General features: G+C 63.2%; 17 protein-coding genes. 15 read left to right on the top strand and 2 right to left on the bottom strand.

Annotation, left to right across the window (positions count from 1 at the left end; all coding sequences use genetic code 11):
• Complete coding sequence (glmU, locus tag GZH79_RS18240) at positions 1-1,353, bottom strand: bifunctional UDP-N-acetylglucosamine diphosphorylase/glucosamine-1-phosphate N-acetyltransferase GlmU (RefSeq protein WP_211645203.1); 1,353 nt, start codon at positions 1,351-1,353, stop codon at positions 1-3.
• A gap of 121 nt (positions 1,354-1,474) precedes the next feature.
• Between glmU and GZH79_RS18235 the strand changes: the two genes are divergently transcribed.
• From GZH79_RS18235 to GZH79_RS18225, 3 genes are read left to right on the top strand one after another with little or no spacing between them, the layout of a single operon-like run.
• Positions 1,475-2,146 carry an HAD-IA family hydrolase gene (locus tag GZH79_RS18235; protein WP_211645202.1) on the top strand — a complete coding sequence of 224 codons (672 nt, stop codon included), beginning with the start codon at positions 1,475-1,477 and terminating at the stop codon, positions 2,144-2,146.
• A gap of 31 nt (positions 2,147-2,177) precedes the next feature.
• Positions 2,178-3,365: a DegT/DnrJ/EryC1/StrS family aminotransferase gene (locus GZH79_RS18230; protein ID WP_211645258.1), complete on the top strand. Its 1,188-nt coding sequence runs from the start codon at positions 2,178-2,180 to the stop codon at positions 3,363-3,365.
• Positions 3,362-3,880, top strand: a complete 519-nt coding sequence (locus GZH79_RS18225) for a hypothetical protein (RefSeq protein ID WP_211645201.1) — start codon at positions 3,362-3,364, stop codon at positions 3,878-3,880. Before GZH79_RS18230 ends, GZH79_RS18225 begins: the two co-directional genes overlap by 4 nt.
• Before the next feature lie 30 nt (positions 3,881-3,910).
• Here GZH79_RS18225 and GZH79_RS18220 read toward each other — a convergent pair whose 3' ends face one another.
• A complete protein-coding gene (locus GZH79_RS18220) occupies positions 3,911-4,366 on the bottom strand; it encodes a CreA family protein (RefSeq protein WP_211645200.1) in 456 nt (151 codons plus the stop codon).
• 101 nt (positions 4,367-4,467) lie between these two features.
• Between GZH79_RS18220 and GZH79_RS18215 the strand changes: the two genes are divergently transcribed.
• The 12 genes from GZH79_RS18215 to nuoE all read left to right on the top strand — a co-directional run bounded on the left by GZH79_RS18215 (position 4,468) and on the right by nuoE (position 15,460).
• Positions 4,468-5,631, top strand: a complete 1,164-nt coding sequence (locus GZH79_RS18215) for an isovaleryl-CoA dehydrogenase (RefSeq protein WP_211645199.1) — start codon at positions 4,468-4,470, stop codon at positions 5,629-5,631.
• Complete coding sequence (locus GZH79_RS18210; RefSeq protein ID WP_211645198.1) at positions 5,628-5,918, top strand: hypothetical protein; 291 nt, start codon at positions 5,628-5,630, stop codon at positions 5,916-5,918. The genes GZH79_RS18215 and GZH79_RS18210 overlap by 4 nt, the downstream gene beginning before the upstream one ends.
• Positions 5,915-6,418 carry a lysozyme inhibitor LprI family protein gene (locus GZH79_RS18205; RefSeq protein ID WP_211645197.1) on the top strand — a complete coding sequence of 168 codons (504 nt, stop codon included), beginning with the start codon at positions 5,915-5,917 and terminating at the stop codon, positions 6,416-6,418. The genes GZH79_RS18210 and GZH79_RS18205 overlap by 4 nt, the downstream gene beginning before the upstream one ends.
• Positions 6,415-7,974, top strand: coding sequence for a carboxyl transferase domain-containing protein (locus GZH79_RS18200; protein WP_211645196.1), 1,560 nt, complete (start codon positions 6,415-6,417; stop codon positions 7,972-7,974). The genes GZH79_RS18205 and GZH79_RS18200 overlap by 4 nt, the downstream gene beginning before the upstream one ends.
• 4 nt (positions 7,975-7,978) lie before the next feature.
• A complete protein-coding gene (locus tag GZH79_RS18195; RefSeq protein ID WP_211645195.1) occupies positions 7,979-9,904 on the top strand; it encodes an acetyl/propionyl/methylcrotonyl-CoA carboxylase subunit alpha in 1,926 nt (641 codons plus the stop codon).
• Complete coding sequence (locus tag GZH79_RS18190) at positions 9,901-10,557, top strand: glutathione S-transferase family protein (RefSeq protein WP_211645194.1); 657 nt, start codon at positions 9,901-9,903, stop codon at positions 10,555-10,557. The genes GZH79_RS18195 and GZH79_RS18190 overlap by 4 nt, the downstream gene beginning before the upstream one ends.
• A 188-nt stretch (positions 10,558-10,745) precedes the next feature.
• Entirely contained in the window at positions 10,746-11,111 is a 366-nt protein-coding gene (locus tag GZH79_RS18185) for an NADH-quinone oxidoreductase subunit A (RefSeq protein WP_211645193.1), read from the top strand.
• A 132-nt stretch (positions 11,112-11,243) separates the two neighbouring features.
• Entirely contained in the window at positions 11,244-11,777 is a 534-nt protein-coding gene (locus GZH79_RS18180; protein WP_211645192.1) for an NADH-quinone oxidoreductase subunit B, read from the top strand.
• Positions 11,778-11,788: 11 nt separating this feature from the next.
• Positions 11,789-12,421: an NADH-quinone oxidoreductase subunit C gene (locus tag GZH79_RS18175; protein WP_211645191.1), complete on the top strand. Its 633-nt coding sequence runs from the start codon at positions 11,789-11,791 to the stop codon at positions 12,419-12,421.
• Positions 12,418-13,656 (top strand): NADH-quinone oxidoreductase subunit D, encoded by a 1,239-nt coding sequence (locus tag GZH79_RS18170; RefSeq protein ID WP_211645190.1) that lies wholly within the window; start codon positions 12,418-12,420, stop codon positions 13,654-13,656. The genes GZH79_RS18175 and GZH79_RS18170 overlap by 4 nt, the downstream gene beginning before the upstream one ends.
• Entirely contained in the window at positions 13,653-13,988 is a 336-nt protein-coding gene (locus tag GZH79_RS18165; RefSeq protein ID WP_211645189.1) for a hypothetical protein, read from the top strand. Before GZH79_RS18170 ends, GZH79_RS18165 begins: the two co-directional genes overlap by 4 nt.
• Positions 13,989-14,050: 62 nt before the next feature.
• On the top strand, positions 14,051-15,460 hold the full coding sequence (nuoE, locus tag GZH79_RS18160; protein ID WP_211645188.1) for an NADH-quinone oxidoreductase subunit NuoE: 1,410 nt from the start codon (positions 14,051-14,053) through the stop codon (positions 15,458-15,460).
• Positions 15,461-15,500 lie beyond the last annotated feature (40 nt).

The following is a 15,500-nucleotide window of genomic DNA, read 5'->3' as shown; positions in this document are numbered from 1 at the left end:
TCAGTGGTCCTTTGTCTGAGCGGCCTTCAGGGCCTTGAGTTTGCCCATCAGGCGTTGGGCCAGACCGGGTTTGTTCACCTGACGGGCGCGGGCCAGCGCCAGTGCTTCGGCGGGGATGTCCTGCGTGATGACCGACCCCGATCCGGTCAGGGCGCGGTCGCCCACGGTGACGGGGGCCACCAGCATGGTGTTCGACCCGATAAAGGCATCGTCGCCCACGGTGGTGCGGTATTTGAAGACGCCGTCGTAGTTGCAGGTGATGGTGCCCGCGCCGATGTTGCTGCGTGCGCCGATCTGTGCGTCCCCGATATAGGACAGGTGATTGACCTTGGCGCCTTCGCCCAGCGTTGCGTTCTTGATTTCGACGAAATTGCCGACGCGCGCGTTTTCGGACAGTTCCGCACCGGGGCGCAGGCGGGCGTATGGGCCGACGATCGCACCCCGGCTGACATGGCAGCCTTCGAGATGGCTGAAGGCGCGGATGGTGGCCCCGCTTTCCACCGTCACGCCGGGGGCAAAGACGACATAGGGTTCGATCAGTGCATCGGCGCCGATGTATGTGTCATGGGCAAAGATGACCGTATCGGGCGCGGGCAGGGTGACGCCGTCGTCCAATGCGCGTGCGCGCATCCGCGACTGGAACGCGGTTTCGGCAGCGGCGAGTTCGGCGCGGGTGTTGATGCCCAGCGTTTCGGATTCGGCGCAGGTCACGACACCGGCGGACAGACCCCGCGCGCGGGCAAGGCCCACGATATCGGTCAGATAATATTCGCCGCTGGCATTGTCGTTGCCGACCGCATCGATCAGCGAAAACAGCGTCGCGGCATCGGCGGCGACAACACCGGAATTGCACAGCGTGATCGCGCGGGTCGCATCGTCCGCGTCCTTGTATTCCACGATGCCGGTCAGCGTGTCGCCGTCCATCACCAGCCGCCCGTAGCGGCCGGGGTCGGCAGCCCGAAAGCCCAGCACCACGACATCGTGGTCGGCGCGGGCGGCGATCATCGTTTCCAGTGTTTCACCGGTGATGAAAGGCGTGTCGCCGTACAGCACCACAGCATCGCCGTCGAATCCGTCCAGTGCTGCGCGTGCCTGTGCGACGGCGTGGGCAGTGCCCAGCTGTTCGGTCTGGCGCACGGTGGCGATCCGGTCGTCAAAACCCAGCGCTGTCCGTTCCACCAGATCCGCACCGTGGCCCGCCACCACGACCGTGCGGTCGGGGTCCAGGGCGCCACCGGCCGACAGCGCGTGCACCAGCAGGGGGGCTGCGCCAAGGGGATGCAAGACCTTTGGCAGGTCGGATTGCATGCGGGTGCCCTTGCCTGCGGCCAGAACGATCAATGCGGTTGCCATCTGGTCCCAATGCTCCATCTTCGGTCTGGACGCGTTGTAGCCGATCGGGCAGAGCGCACAAGGCAGCGTGCTGTCACAAAGCTTTACGGTCGGTAATATGGCCACGGAACAGGATGGGCCCATGCGTTGTGTTGTTTTTGATCTGGACGGAACCCTGATGGATACCAGCGGGGATCTGCTGGCGGCGGCGAATGCCTGCTTTGCGGGGTTGGGCCATGACGCCCCGCTGCAGCACCCGCAAGACGGCGGTACGGCGGTCAGGGGTGCGCGCGCGATGCTGCGGCTGGGGTTCGAACGCTTGCGTGGCGCCGGCGATCACGAAGTGGACGTGGATGCGCAATATCAGCCGCTGTTGGACCATTATGCGCGTGATATCGCGCGGCACAGTTATTTCTATGAGGGCGCGCTGGACGCCGTGGCACGGCTGCGGGCTGCGGGGTTCAAGACCGCGATCTGCACCAACAAGCCGGGCAGGCTGACGACACTACTGCTGGCGGCGCTGGACGCGCAGGACGTGTTCGACGCGGTGATCTCTGCCGATACGCTGACGGTCAGCAAACCGGACCCCGCGCCGTTCCACGCGGCGGTCAGTCGTGCGGGCGGGGTGGCGGACCGGGCGTTTCTGGTTGGTGATACGCAGACCGATTCCGATACCGCGCGCGCGGCGGGTGTGCCGATGGTGATGGTGTCCTTTGGTCCGTCAGGTCATGCGGTGCTGGACCTTGATCATGACGTGGCACTGCACCGCTACACTGATCTGGACCGGATCGCGGTCGATCTGTTGGGGCGTTGACGCTGCTGTCCATATCCTGAACACTCTGCTGATGGAGGAACGTTTTCAGGGCAGTTTCACGCAGCAGGAACCGCTGCCGGATGCGTCGATCGCGGCGGCGGTGGCCGTGATGCGGCATGGCCGTTTGCACCGCTACAATACCGCAGGGGCAGAGGTCGCGGAGGCGGCGTTGCTGGAACAGGATTTTGCCGCGCAGTCCGGTGCGCGTTATTGTTTGGCTGTGGCATCGGGCGGTTATGCGCTGGGGTGCGCGCTGCGCGCCTGCGGTGTCGGTCCGGGCGACACTGTGCTGACCAACGCATTTACGCTAGCCCCGGTACCGGGGGCGATTGCGGGGGTTGGGGCTGTTCCGGTGTATGTGGGCGTGACGCGTGATCTGGTGATCGACCTTGATGATCTGGCGGCGAAACTGCCGCAGGCCCGTGTGCTGCTGTTGTCGCATATGCGCGGCCATCTGTGCGACATGCGCGCGCTGATGGACCTTTGCGACGCGGCGGGCGTCACCGTGATCGAGGATTGCGCACATACGATGGGTGCCGCATGGGACGGCGTGCCGTCGGGGCGCTGGGGGCGGATCGGCTGTTTTTCGACCCAGACCTATAAACACATCAATGCGGGCGAAGGTGGTTTGCTGATCACCGACGATGCGGAAGTGGCCGCGCGGGCGATACTGCTGTCGGGCAGCTATATGCTGTACGACAGCCATATCGCCGCCCCCCCGCCAGAGGCGTTTGCCGACCTGCGGTATCAGGTGCCCAACATTTCCGGACGGATGGACAATCTGCGCGCGGCGATCCTGCGCCCGCAACTGGCGGACCTGCCGCGACAGGCTATGCGTTGGAACGCATTGTATGATGCGGTGGTGGCGGGGCTGGCCGGAATCAACGGGATTTACCTGCCGCACCGGCCTGCCGCCGAATCCTATGTCGCGTCGTCGTTTCAGTTTCTGTTGCCGGGGTGGGACGCCGATGCGGTGCGCGGCGTGGTCGCGCGCTGTGCGGCGCGCGGCGTGGTGCTGAAATGGTTCGGCGCGCCGGACCCTGCGGGTTTCACATCACGCTATGACCACTGGCGCTATGCCGCGTCTGAGCCGTTGCCCGACAGCGACCGGGTGCTTGCAGGGTTGCTGGATATGCGTCTGCCGCTGACGCTGAGCGTGGATGACTGCGCGCTGATCGCGCGGATCATCCGGTCGGAAGTCGAAAGGGACGCGGCATGACCCGGACCGAGATCGAAACGGAAATTCGTGATCTGCTGGCAAAGCTTGGCCAGCCCGACCCCACATGGACGCTGGACCATGCGCCGCGCGGCGATGGCACGCCGCATGCCGAAGGCGACGGTCCGTTCTATGAGCTGGTCGTCGATGCCGACGGGGCAGAGATATCGCGCGAGGCGGTCGATGGATACGAAATGATCTACCAGATCATGTTCCGGCGCACCCGCGCCATCGCCATGGCCGAAGAAGAACGCCACCGCATCACGACGCCGCCGGTCTGGCTGGGCAAGCTAGGCACCCGATTGCCCGACCGTCTGGCGGGGCTGATCGGCAGCACGAATTATTCGCGCGTGACATGGATCGACGCGCATGTGCGCCTGATGGACCATCTGCGGGGCGACTGGGGCGCGCGCGCCAAATCCGAACACGATTGCATGCTGCGCCGCTACCCGCTGACCCGCGACGAACGCGCGCATTTCCTGAAGCTTGATCTGCGGGCCTATGGCGTGGGACGGTGAGAGGGGACGCTTTTACTGCGCCACGAAAGCCTAATCCGCCACCGGCACATACAGTGGCACGGTCGAGATCGACATCTTGGCAGAGCCCTGGGTCAGTTCCGTCGCATGGGCAAGGTAGATCAGGGTCTGATTCGCCTCGTCATAGATGCGTTTGACGCGAAGCGATTTCAGCAGCACGGACTGGCGTTCACGAAACACGTTTTCGCCACCGTCGCTGCGGTCGATGTCACCGATCACGATGGGACCGGTCTGGCGGCAGGCGATGGACGCGTTTGATGGATCCTCGAACCAGTTGCCTTGGCTGAGGCGGTCAATGATGGACCTGTCGAAATAGGACAGATGGCAGGTGACGCCTTGCACCTTTGGGTCGGTCAGCGCCTCTATCACGATGTCGTTGCCGACCCAGTCGACGCCGACCTTGCCGACCTCTTCGGATTTGGCGGTTGCGGGCAGGGCGATCAGGGCAGCAAGCAGGATATTTTTCATATCATGCGTCATAGCGTGTCTACCGGACAGGGCAAGACGCTTGACCGGGTGGGCTTGCGTGGCATACGAATTGAACAACCGTTCAATAAAGGACCCGGACCATGTTCAATGCATCCATGACGTTTGATCTGGGCGAAGATGTGAATGCGCTGCGTGATACCGTGCACGACTGGGCGCAGACGCGGCTGAAACCCATGGCGGCCGCAATCGACCGCGACAATGCCTTCCCGCCTGCATTATGGCGCGAAATGGGCGATCTGGGGCTGCTGGGTGTCACCGTGCCCGAAGAATACGGCGGTGCGGGCATGTCCTATCTTGCACATACCGTCGCGATCGAAGAAATCGCGCGCGCCAGCGCATCGGTCAGCCTGTCCTATGGGGCGCATTCGAATCTGTGCGTAAACCAGATCAAGCTGAACGGCACCGACGCGCAGCGCGCCAAATACCTGCCAAAGCTGGTCAGCGGCGAACACGTCGGCGCGCTGGCCATGAGCGAGGCAGGCGCCGGGTCGGACGTCGTGTCGATGACGCTGAGCGCGGAAAAGCGCAACGATCACTACCGCCTGAACGGCACGAAATACTGGATCACCAATGGTCCCGACGCGGATACGCTGCTGGTGTACGCCAAGACCGACCGCGAGGCGGGTGCCAAGGGGATCACGGCCTTTTTGATCGAAAAGGACATGAACGGTTTCAGCACCAGCGCGCATTTCGACAAGCTGGGGATGCGTGGGTCGAACACGGCGGAACTGGTGTTCGACGATGTCGCAGTGCCGTTTGACAACGTTGTGGGTGAGGAAGGACGCGGTGTCGCCGTGCTGATGTCAGGGCTGGATTACGAACGCGTGGTGCTGGCAGGCATCGGTCTGGGGATCATGGCCGCCTGTCTGGATGAAATCATGCCCTATCTTGCGCAGCGCAAACAGTTTGGTCAGCCCATCGGGTCGTTCCAGCTGATGCAGGGCAAGATCGCGGATATGTACACCGCGATGAATTCCGCCCGCGCCTATGTCTATGAAGTCGCGCGCGCCTGTGACCGTGGCACGGTTACGCGGCAGGATGCGGCGGCCTGCTGTCTGTATGCGTCCGAACAGGCGATGGTACAGGCGCATCAGGCGGTGCAGGCGATGGGCGGTGCCGGTTTCATGGCCGATGCGCCCGTGGCGCGCCTGTTCCGCGATGCCAAACTGATGGAAATCGGGGCGGGCACGTCTGAAATCCGCCGGATGCTGGTGGGCCGAGAGTTGATGAAGGCGATGGGATGAACAGGCGGTTGCTGTTCGTGCCCTTGGCCGCGCTGACCGTGGCGGTGGGCTATCTGGGGTACCGGATGGGCCAGCCTGTGAGCGAAACCGATATCATCACGCGCTATGCCGCCCGTTACCTGTCGGATGCGCCGGACGGTGCTGCACTGACCGACTGTCTGGCGACGCCCGGTGTGGGTGACGTGCGCCTGACGGTGATCTGCACGCATGCCAGTGGTCAGTCGTTCATTTACCCAGCGGGGCCGCGCGGCGGTCTGGTCCGCGATGCAGCGGGGCCGGATGTATGAAGCTTGCGATGATTTGCGCGCTGGCACTGGGCCACGCGGGGGCGGTTGCGGCGCAGGATGTGGTGTATTCCGACACTGCGACGCGGGCCTGTCTGGCCAGCGCCAGCGGGATGGACCGTCTGGACTGCGTCGGGGCCGCTGCCGGGGTCTGCATGGATGATACGCCCGGTGGCGATACGACGGTCGGCATGGGCGGGTGTCTGGACCGTGAATGGCAGTTCTGGGATGCGGAACTGAACCACGCCTATGCGACCTTGATGGCGATCTATACCGAAAGCGACGCCTTTGCCGCGGCAGAGGGCATGAACGTGCCGGTGCAGTCGGATGCCCTGCGCGACATGCAGCGGCACTGGATCGTTTACCGCGATGCGCGGTGTGATTTCGAGCGGGCAAAATGGGGCGGTGGGACCGGCGGCGGACCCGCCACGATCCAGTGTCTGATGATGGAAACAGCGCGGCAGACGTTGGTGCTGCGCGATGGCATGGATGGTTTGAAATGACACGACAGGCGCATGAGGACGCGTTGGCCATCGTCGCACAGGCTGCTGTTGCGGCGGCGGCAGGCGGCGGCGCGCGGGCGCGCGAACGCCATGTCAGCCGGGGCAAGATGCTGCCACGCGACCGGGTCGCGGGCCTGCTGGACCCCGGCGCGCCGTTTCTGGAAATCGGCGCGGTCGCGGCATACGGCATGTATGACGACGCGGCCCCCGGTGCGGGCGTCATCGCCGGTGTCGGGCGGGTCAATGGCCATCAGGTCATGGTGGTCTGCAACGATGCCACGGTAAAGGGCGGCACCTATTTCCCGATCAGTGTGAAAAAGCATCTGCGCGCGCAGGAAATCGCGGCGGCCTGCCGCCTGCCGTGTGTCTATCTGGTCGACAGCGGCGGCGCGAACCTGCCGCAACAGGACGAGGTGTTTCCAGACCGCGACCATTTCGGCCGCATCTTTTACAATCAGGCCAATATGTCTGCGGCGGGCATTCCCCAGATTGCCGTCGTGATGGGGTCCTGCACGGCAGGCGGCGCTTATGTGCCCGCCATGGCCGATGTGTCGATCATCGTGCGCGATCAGGGCACGATCTTTCTGGCCGGGCCGCCGCTGGTCAAGGCCGCCACCGGAGAGGTCGTCACCGCAGAGGATCTGGGCGGCGGCGACGTGCATACCCGCCTGTCCGGTGTGGCCGATTATCTGGCAGAGGATGACGCCCATGCGCTGGCCCTTGCGCGGCAGGCGGTGGCGTCCTGCGCGCTGGTCGGGCAGGGGACGGTCACCCGTCAGACACCCCGCGCACCCGCGCTGGACCCCGCGACGCTGTTTGACGTGGTGCCTGCGGACCTGCGCACGCCCTACGACATCCGTGACGTGATCCACCGGATCGTGGACGGGTCCGATTTCGATGAATTCAAGGCGCGGTTCGGGGATACGCTGGTCACCGGATTTGCGCATATCGACGGCTGGCCCTGCGGGATCGTTGCCAACAACGGGGTGCTGTTTTCCGAAGCCGCGCAAAAGGGCGCGCATTTCATCGAATTGTGCAGCCAGCGGCGTATCCCGCTGGTCTTTTTGCAGAATATCACGGGTTTCATGGTCGGGCGGCAATACGAAAACGAAGGCATCGCGCGCCACGGGGCCAAGATGGTGACCGCCGTTGCCACGACCCGCGTGCCAAAGATCACGCTGGTGGTCGGCGGCAGTTACGGTGCGGGCAATTACGGCATGGCGGGCCGCGCCTATAGCCCCGATTTCATGTGGACGTGGCCCACGTCGCGGACCGCCGTCATGGGGGGCGAACAGGCGGCAGGCGTGCTGGCGACCGTGACCCGCGACGCCAAGGAACGCCGTGGCGAAGCGTGGTCATCGGCAGAAGAGGCCGCATTCAAACAGCCAACCATCGACCAGTTCGCGCGGCAATCGCATCCGCTGTATGCCTCTGCCCGGTTGTGGGACGACGGGGTGATCGACCCGCGTGACAGCCGCGCCGTGCTGGCGCTGTCGCTGGCCGCAAGCTGCAACGCCCCGGTAGAGGAGACACGCTTTGGCGTGTTCAGGATGTAATCGCATGTTCACCCGAATCCTGATCGCCAACCGTGGCGAAATCGCCTGCCGCATCATCCGCACCGCCCGCGCGATGGGGGTCGAAACCGTGGCCGTCTATTCCGACGCCGATGCAGGCGCGCTGCACGTGCGCATGGCGGACAACGCGGTCCGGCTGGGGCCGGCACCGGTGGCCGACAGTTATCTGCGCGGTGATGCGATCATCGCGGCTGCCCTGAACACGGGCGCGCAGGCGATCCATCCGGGCTACGGCTTTTTGTCGGAAAATCCCGATTTCGTGGATGCGGTCACGCAGGCGGGGCTGGTGTTCATCGGCCCATCCGCCGACGCGATCCGCAAGATGGGGCTGAAGGACGCGGCCAAGTCGCTGATGGCCGACGCCGGTGTGCCCGTTGTGCCGGGCTATCAGGGCGACAACCAAGGCGCCGACCATCTGGCCGCGCAGGCGGAAGAGATCGGATACCCGGTGTTGATCAAGGCCGTCGCGGGCGGCGGTGGCAAGGGGATGCGGCTGGTCGCGGACGCTGACGGCTTTGCCGAAGCGCTGGCCAGTGCGCAGGCCGAAGCGCGGACCGCCTTTGGCAATGCGCGGGTGCTGATCGAAAAATACATCCAGCAACCCCGCCATATCGAGGTGCAGGTCTTTGGTGACGGCACCGACGCGGTGCATCTGTTCGAACGCGACTGTTCGCTGCAACGCCGCCATCAAAAGGTGATCGAAGAAGCCCCGGCCCCCGGCATGACCGACGATCTGCGCCGCGCGATGGGCGATGCGGCTGTCGCTGCGGCGCGGGCCATCGGCTATGCGGGCGCGGGCACGGTGGAATTTATCGTCGACGGGGCAGGCGGGCTGCGGCCCGACGGGTTCTGGTTCATGGAAATGAACACGCGGCTACAGGTCGAACATCCGGTGACAGAGGCGATCACGGGCGTCGATCTGGTGGCATGGCAGTTGCGCGTGGCAGCCGGTGAACCGCTGCCCTGCGCACAGAACGATCTGACGATTACAGGCCACGCGTTCGAGGCACGGTTGTATGCCGAAGACGTGCCTGCAGGCTTTCTACCCGCGACGGGCCGGTTGGCACATCTGGGCTTTCCGGCTGCGGCGCGGATTGACAGCGGTGTGGAAACGGGGTCCGACATTTCGCCTTGGTATGATCCGATGATCGCCAAGATCACCCGTCACGGTCCGGATCGTGCGACGGCCCTGCGGCGGTTGTCGCAGGCGCTGGCAGATACGCAGGTCGCGGGCTGTGTCACCAATCTGGGATTTTTGCAACGGTTGGCTGCGCATCCTGATTTCGCGGCGGGCCGCGTCGATACCGGGCTCATCGCGCGGCACGCCGATCTGACCGCACCCGCCGATCCCGGCGACGGGCAAATCGCGCTTGCCGCAGTGCTGGCGGCGGGGCTGGACACGGGCGACACGGGCTGGCGCGGCTTCAGCCTGTGGCAACCGTTGCGCCACCACGTTGGGTTGTTGCTGGACGGGCGCGCGTTGGCCGTGACGTTGCAGGTTCACCCCGACCGTGTGGTGGCGGACATCGACGATGGCAGCGTGACCCTGCGCCGCGATGCGGGTGGCTGGACCTGCGACGGCGTGCGCCTGCCGGATGCCGTCGCGCACGATCGTCAGGTCACGGTCTTTGGCCGCGACCCGGTGACGTTCGACCATCCCGATCCGCTGGACCGGGTCGGCGCGGGGGCCGGGGGCGACAGTGTGCTGGCGCCGATGCCGGGTCTGGTGCAGGCGGTCGCGGTCGCGGTCGGTGACACCGTGGCCGAAGGCGACCGGATGATCGTGCTGGAAGCGATGAAGATGGAACATGTGCTGCGTGCGCCGCGCGCAGGGGTCGTGGCGGGCATCACCGTGGCCCCCGGCGATCAGGTCACGGCCAAGGCCACGCTTGTCACGCTGGAACCCGCATGATCCGCCTGCATCACAGTCCCGGCACGCGGTCGGTCCGCAGCCTGTGGCTGCTGGAAGAACTGGGCGTGCCCTATGATCTGGTATCCTATGCCTTGGACAAGTCGTTGCGCGCGCCGGATTATCTGGCGCTGAACCCGGCGGGGCGGGTGCCTGCGCTGGAAATCGACGGGTTTGCGCTGTTTGAAAGCGGTGCGATCACAGAGCTTTTGTGCGAACGGTTTTCCCCTGACGTGCTGGGGCGGCCTGCGGGGCATCCGCAGCGTGCGGCCTGGCTGCAATGGGTGCATTACGCGGAAACCGTCAGCCAGCATTGCGCGAACCTGACGCAACAACACCTGATGCTGCGCGAAGACCACATGCGCAGCCCGATCATCATGCATCTCGAATCACGACGGCTGGCCAAAACCATCGGTGTGCTGGATGCGGCGCTGGCTGACGTGGATTATCTGCTGGGCGATTTTTCCGCCGCCGACATCGGTGTCGGGCAGGCGGTCGAGATGGGGCGACGTTTTGTCCGGCTGGACGATCTTCCGCGCGTCGCGGACTGGCACAGGCGCCTGTCGCAGCGCCCCGGCTTTGTCACGGCGCACGTCGGAGCAGATGTGTTTTATCCGCAGGCGTTTTACGACCCATGGCCGCTGCCACAGGTCTGAACCTGACGTGCGATCCGGAGGGCCGGATGTCAGTTGGCTGGCGTGGGGGCGATCATAAAAAGCGCTTAAGTCAACTGCGGCAATCGGACCGTGTCGGGGCGGGGTGCGGTTGACCCTGCCTGCGGGGCGCACTAAACCCGGATGACGTACAGGGGTGTGATGCCCGCAAACCATAGGAACGACCCGCCGTGGAATTTCTGCTGTCCGAATACCTGCCGATCCTGATTTTCATGGGCCTTGCCATTGCGCTGGGGCTGATCCTGATTTTGGCGGCTGCGGTGGTTGCGGTGCGCAATCCCGACCCGGAAAAGGTGTCGGCCTATGAATGTGGTTTCAACGCGTTCGACGATGCGCGGATGAAATTCGACGTCCGGTTCTATCTGGTGTCCATCCTGTTCATCATTTTCGACCTAGAGGTCGCTTTCCTGTTTCCGTGGGCCGTTGCCTTTCAGCATATTTCCATGACCGCATTCTGGTCGATGATGGTATTCCTTGCGGTGTTGACCGCAGGCTTTGCCTACGAATGGAAAAAGGGCGCGCTGGACTGGGAATGATCCGCAGGCGCACCCTGCCGCTGATGGGTGCGGGGCAGGTTGTCGCCTTGACCTCTGACGGTGCTGGACATAGGTCAAACATCAAGGGGCTTGATCGCCCGCGCATGATTTTTCAATCAGGAGCAAGCGACCATGGGTATCGCCACAGGTCTTAACGATGCAGGCGCCGACCGCGAGGTCGCCACGCAGACGTTGAACAAGGAACTGACCGATAAGGGCTTTCTTGTCACATCCACTGCCGACATCATCAACTGGGCGCGCACCGGCAGCCTGCACTGGATGACGTTCGGTCTGGCCTGTTGTGCGGTCGAAATGATGCACACATCCATGCCGCGCTATGATCTGGAACGGTTCGGCACCGCACCGCGGGCATCGCCGCGCCAGTCTGATCTGATGATCGTCGCGGGCACGTTGACCAATAAAATGGCACCTGCGCTGCGCAAGGTCTACGACCAGATGCCGGAACCGCGCTATGTGATCTCTATGGGGTCATGCGCCAACGGCGGCGGCTATTATCATTACAGCTATTCGGTGGTGCGCGGCTGTGACCGGATCGTCCCCGTCGATATCTATGTGCCCGGCTGCCCGCCTTCGGCAGAAGCGTTGCTGTATGGCATCCTGCAACTGCAACGCAAGATTCGCCGCACCGGCACGATCGTTAGGTAAGGAACGCCCCTATGTCCGACGCCCTGCAAGAGCTAGGCCAGCATCTGGAAACCAAACGTCACGACTGCGTGCTGTCTTGGTCCGTGGCGCATGGCGAATTGACTATGAAAATCGCGGCCGCGAATATCGTCGGTTTCGTGGAATTTCTGAAAAACGATCCGGCCTGCCGGTTTTCCACGCTGGTGGACATTACCGCCGTCGATTACCCGCAGCGGGCCAAACGCTTCGAAGTCGTGTATCACTTTTTGTCGATGTATCAGAACCAGCGCATCCGGCTAAAGGTCGATATCCGCGAAGAAGACATGGTGGCGTCGATCCTGCCCGTGCATCCCAGCGCCAACTGGTTCGAGCGTGAAATCTTTGACATGTTCGGCATCCTGTTTTCGGGTCACCCCGATCTGCGTCGCCTGCTGACGGATTACGGGTTCCGCGGCCATCCGCTGCGCAAGGATTTTCCGACCACCGGCTATACCGAAGTGCGGTATGATGAGAAACAGAAACGTGTCGTCTATGAACCGGTGAACCTTGTTCAGGAATACCGGCAGTTCGATTTCATGTCCCCGTGGGAAGGCGCCGAATACATCCTGCCCGGCGATGACAAGGCGGCCCCGGACGGCCACGTTTCCAAGGGAGCGGCAAAATGATGGACGGCGATATCCGCACGAATACCTATGACGACGGATCGCGCGACGCGCGCACCGGCGAACAGAAGATCCGGAATTTCAACATCAACTTTGGCCCCCAGCACCCGGCGGCGCATGGTGTGTTGCGACTGGTGCTGGAATTGGACGGCGAAATCGTCGAACGCTGCGATCCGCATATCGGCCTGCTGCACCGTGGCACCGAAAAGCTGATGGAAAGCCGGACCTACCTGCAAAACCTTCCCTATTTCGACCGGCTGGATTACGTCAGCCCAATGAATCAGGAACACGCATGGTGTCTGGCGATCGAGCGGCTGACTAAAACGCCTGTACCGCGCCGCGCCCAGCTGATCCGCGTGTTGTTTTCCGAAATCGGCCGCATCCTGTCGCACCTGTTGAATGTGACGACTCAGGCGATGGACGTCGGCGCGCTGACCCCGCCGCTGTGGGGGTTTGAAGAGCGTGAAAAGCTGATGGTGTTTTACGAACGCGCCTGTGGTGCGCGTTTGCACGCCAATTATTTCCGTCCCGGTGGCGTGCATCAGGACCTGCCTGACCAGTTGATCGAAGATATCGACACATGGTGCCAGTCGTTTCCGTCCGTGCTGGACGATATTGACGGACTGCTGACCGAAAACCGGATTTTCAAGCAGCGCAATGCTGACATCGGCATCGTGACCGAACAGGAAATTCAGGAATGGGGCTTTTCCGGGGTGATGGCGCGGGGGTCCGGTCTGGCTTGGGATCTACGGCGCGCACAGCCCTATGAATGCTACGATGAATTCGAATTCCAGATTCCGGTTGGCAAGAATGGCGATTGCTATGACCGCTTTCTGTGCCGGATGGAAGAAATGCGCCAGTCGGTGCACATCATGCGGCAGGCCTGCGCGAAATTGCGGGTCGAAAAGGGCGACGTGATGGCCCGGGGCAAGATGACGCCGCCGACACGCACCCAGATGAAAACCGACATGGAAAGCCTGATCCATCACTTCAAGCTTTATACCGAAGGGTTCCACGTGCCCGAAGGTGAAGTTTACGCCTGCGTCGAAGCGCCAAAGGGCGAATTCGGCGTCTTTCTGGTGGCGGATGGGACCAACAAACCGTACCGCGCCAAACTGCGCGCGCCGGGTTATCTGCACCTGCAAGCGATGGACCATGTCGCCAAGGGGCACCAACTGGCCGATGTCGCTGCCATTATCGGCACGATGGACGTCGTTTTCGGAGAGATTGACCGATGATCCGTTACTTAGCCCCGCTTGCGCTGCTGTCCGTTACCGCCTGCACGTCTGGTATTCCCGATCTGGGCCGCAACATGCCAGCTGATCCGATGGACCGGGTCGCGCCCGCGCCGACGCCGCAGCCAACCGTGCTGACCGCCAAGGAACGGCTGGTGCGCGGCATTGAAAACAACGGTTGCACGCTGACCACCACCAATGCAGGTGCTGTGCTGACCGATGCGACGATCAGTCAGGCAGAGCTTGCATCGCTGATCCCGCAACTGGAAAGCGAAGGCCGGGTCGAGGTGTCTGGCGACAGTGCGATCCGTGTGGTAAGCGACCGCTGCATCTGATCGGCTGCGTGACGATCTGACCGAACAAGACCTGCCGGAACAAGACCTGAAAGACCCCCGCCATGCTGCGACGCCTGTATCACGACCAGCCCGAAACCTTTGCGTTCACGGACGCCAACCGGGCGTGGGCCGAAGGCCAGATGACCAAATTCCCCGAAGGTCGTCAGGCCAGCGCCGTGATCCCGCTGCTGTGGCGCGCGCAGGAACAAGAAGGCTGGCTGTCACGGCCCGCCATCGAACATATCGCCAAGATGCTGGATATGGAATATATCCGTGTGCTGGAAGTGGCCACTTTCTACTTTATGTTCCAGCTGCAACCCGTTGGTTCAGTGGCGCATATTCAGGTTTGCGGCACGTTGTCCTGCATGATCTGCGGCGCAGAGGACCTGATCGGTGTCTGCCGTGACAAGATCGCCCCAAAAGCGCACCAATTGTCCGACGATGGCAAATTTTCGTGGGAAGAAGTCGAATGTCTGGGGTCCTGCGCGAATGCGCCGATGGCCCAGATCGGCAAGGATTATTACGAAGACCTGACCGCCGACAAATTGGCCGACCTGATCGACCGGATGGCCGCTGGCGAAGTGCCGGTGCCCGGCCCCCAGAACGGGCGCTTTGCGTCCGAACCATTGGGCGGCCTGACCAGCCTGAAAGACCACGACAGCGGCAAGGCGCAATACAACGCCAGTGCACAACTCGCCGTTGATATCGGTGATACGCTGAAACGGATTGATGGCACCGAAGTGCCGCTACTGACCCCGTGGAACACCGCGAAAACCGCCGACAAGGATCCTGTTGCCGCCTCGCGTGACGCACAGATGGCCCCCGAAGGACCGGATGGCAAACAGGGTGGCCGTGTGGCAGGCGACGATGCGGCCCCGCGCGATGTGGGCGATGCGTCTGACGGGATGTCAGAAGCACCGGGCGAAGCGCCCGACGAACCGCGCGTCGGCAAGCCCGAAGAAGGCAGCGTTGCACCGGATGCCAAATCCGACCCGCATGCCGTGGGACAACCGGGCACCACCGATGATTCCGCCAGCACGCCAGATGCGTTGCGCGGTGCGGCAGGGCGTGACGGCAGCGATGCGCCGGCCCCCGGTCCGCGCGCAGCGGGTGCCGGTGCTGTAACTGGTGGGGCGGCCCCTGCTGCCGACGAGACAGGCGCCAAGGGCCAACCGGGCAAAGCATCGTCAAAGCCTGCAACGGCCGTCGATAACCCATTGGAAAACGTGGCCGAGGAAAAGCCGCTGACATTGGACGGCCCCCGTGCGGGCGGTGCCGACGATCTGAAAAAGATCAAAGGCGTCGGACCCAAGATCGAAGGCATCCTGCACGAATTGGGTTTCTATCACTTTGACCAGATCGCCAATTGGACCATTGCAGAAATGGCCTGGGTCGACACGCGGCTGAAATTCAAGGGTCGTATCCTGCGCGACGATTGGGTCGGCCAGGCCAAGGATCTGACGACGTCGTAAGGCGCTGTTCGTAAAAATTCTATGTGTCGCGCAAAAGTTG

Origin of the sequence: Loktanella sp. SALINAS62 (genome assembly GCF_018263905.1) — a bacterium.
Taxonomy (GTDB): Bacteria; Pseudomonadota; Alphaproteobacteria; order Rhodobacterales; family Rhodobacteraceae; genus Loktanella.
Note: the sequence above shows the minus strand (reverse complement) of the source record. Positions and strands in the feature narration are given on the sequence as shown.

Coding starts and splice junctions, on each gene's coding strand:
- glmU (WP_211645203.1), bottom strand. CDS start 1,353: ATGGCAACCGCATTGATCGTTCTGGCCGCAGGCAAGGGCACCCGCATG.
- GZH79_RS18235 (WP_211645202.1), top strand. CDS start 1,475: ATGCGTTGTGTTGTTTTTGATCTGGACGGAACCCTGATGGATACCAGC.
- GZH79_RS18230 (WP_211645258.1), top strand. CDS start 2,178: ATGGAGGAACGTTTTCAGGGCAGTTTCACGCAGCAGGAACCGCTGCCG.
- GZH79_RS18225 (WP_211645201.1), top strand. CDS start 3,362: ATGACCCGGACCGAGATCGAAACGGAAATTCGTGATCTGCTGGCAAAG.
- GZH79_RS18220 (WP_211645200.1), bottom strand. CDS start 4,366: ATGAAAAATATCCTGCTTGCTGCCCTGATCGCCCTGCCCGCAACCGCC.
- GZH79_RS18215 (WP_211645199.1), top strand. CDS start 4,468: ATGTTCAATGCATCCATGACGTTTGATCTGGGCGAAGATGTGAATGCG.
- GZH79_RS18210 (WP_211645198.1), top strand. CDS start 5,628: ATGAACAGGCGGTTGCTGTTCGTGCCCTTGGCCGCGCTGACCGTGGCG.
- GZH79_RS18205 (WP_211645197.1), top strand. CDS start 5,915: ATGAAGCTTGCGATGATTTGCGCGCTGGCACTGGGCCACGCGGGGGCG.
- GZH79_RS18200 (WP_211645196.1), top strand. CDS start 6,415: ATGACACGACAGGCGCATGAGGACGCGTTGGCCATCGTCGCACAGGCT.
- GZH79_RS18195 (WP_211645195.1), top strand. CDS start 7,979: ATGTTCACCCGAATCCTGATCGCCAACCGTGGCGAAATCGCCTGCCGC.
- GZH79_RS18190 (WP_211645194.1), top strand. CDS start 9,901: ATGATCCGCCTGCATCACAGTCCCGGCACGCGGTCGGTCCGCAGCCTG.
- GZH79_RS18180 (WP_211645192.1), top strand. CDS start 11,244: ATGGGTATCGCCACAGGTCTTAACGATGCAGGCGCCGACCGCGAGGTC.
- GZH79_RS18175 (WP_211645191.1), top strand. CDS start 11,789: ATGTCCGACGCCCTGCAAGAGCTAGGCCAGCATCTGGAAACCAAACGT.
- GZH79_RS18170 (WP_211645190.1), top strand. CDS start 12,418: ATGATGGACGGCGATATCCGCACGAATACCTATGACGACGGATCGCGC.
- GZH79_RS18165 (WP_211645189.1), top strand. CDS start 13,653: ATGATCCGTTACTTAGCCCCGCTTGCGCTGCTGTCCGTTACCGCCTGC.
- nuoE (WP_211645188.1), top strand. CDS start 14,051: ATGCTGCGACGCCTGTATCACGACCAGCCCGAAACCTTTGCGTTCACG.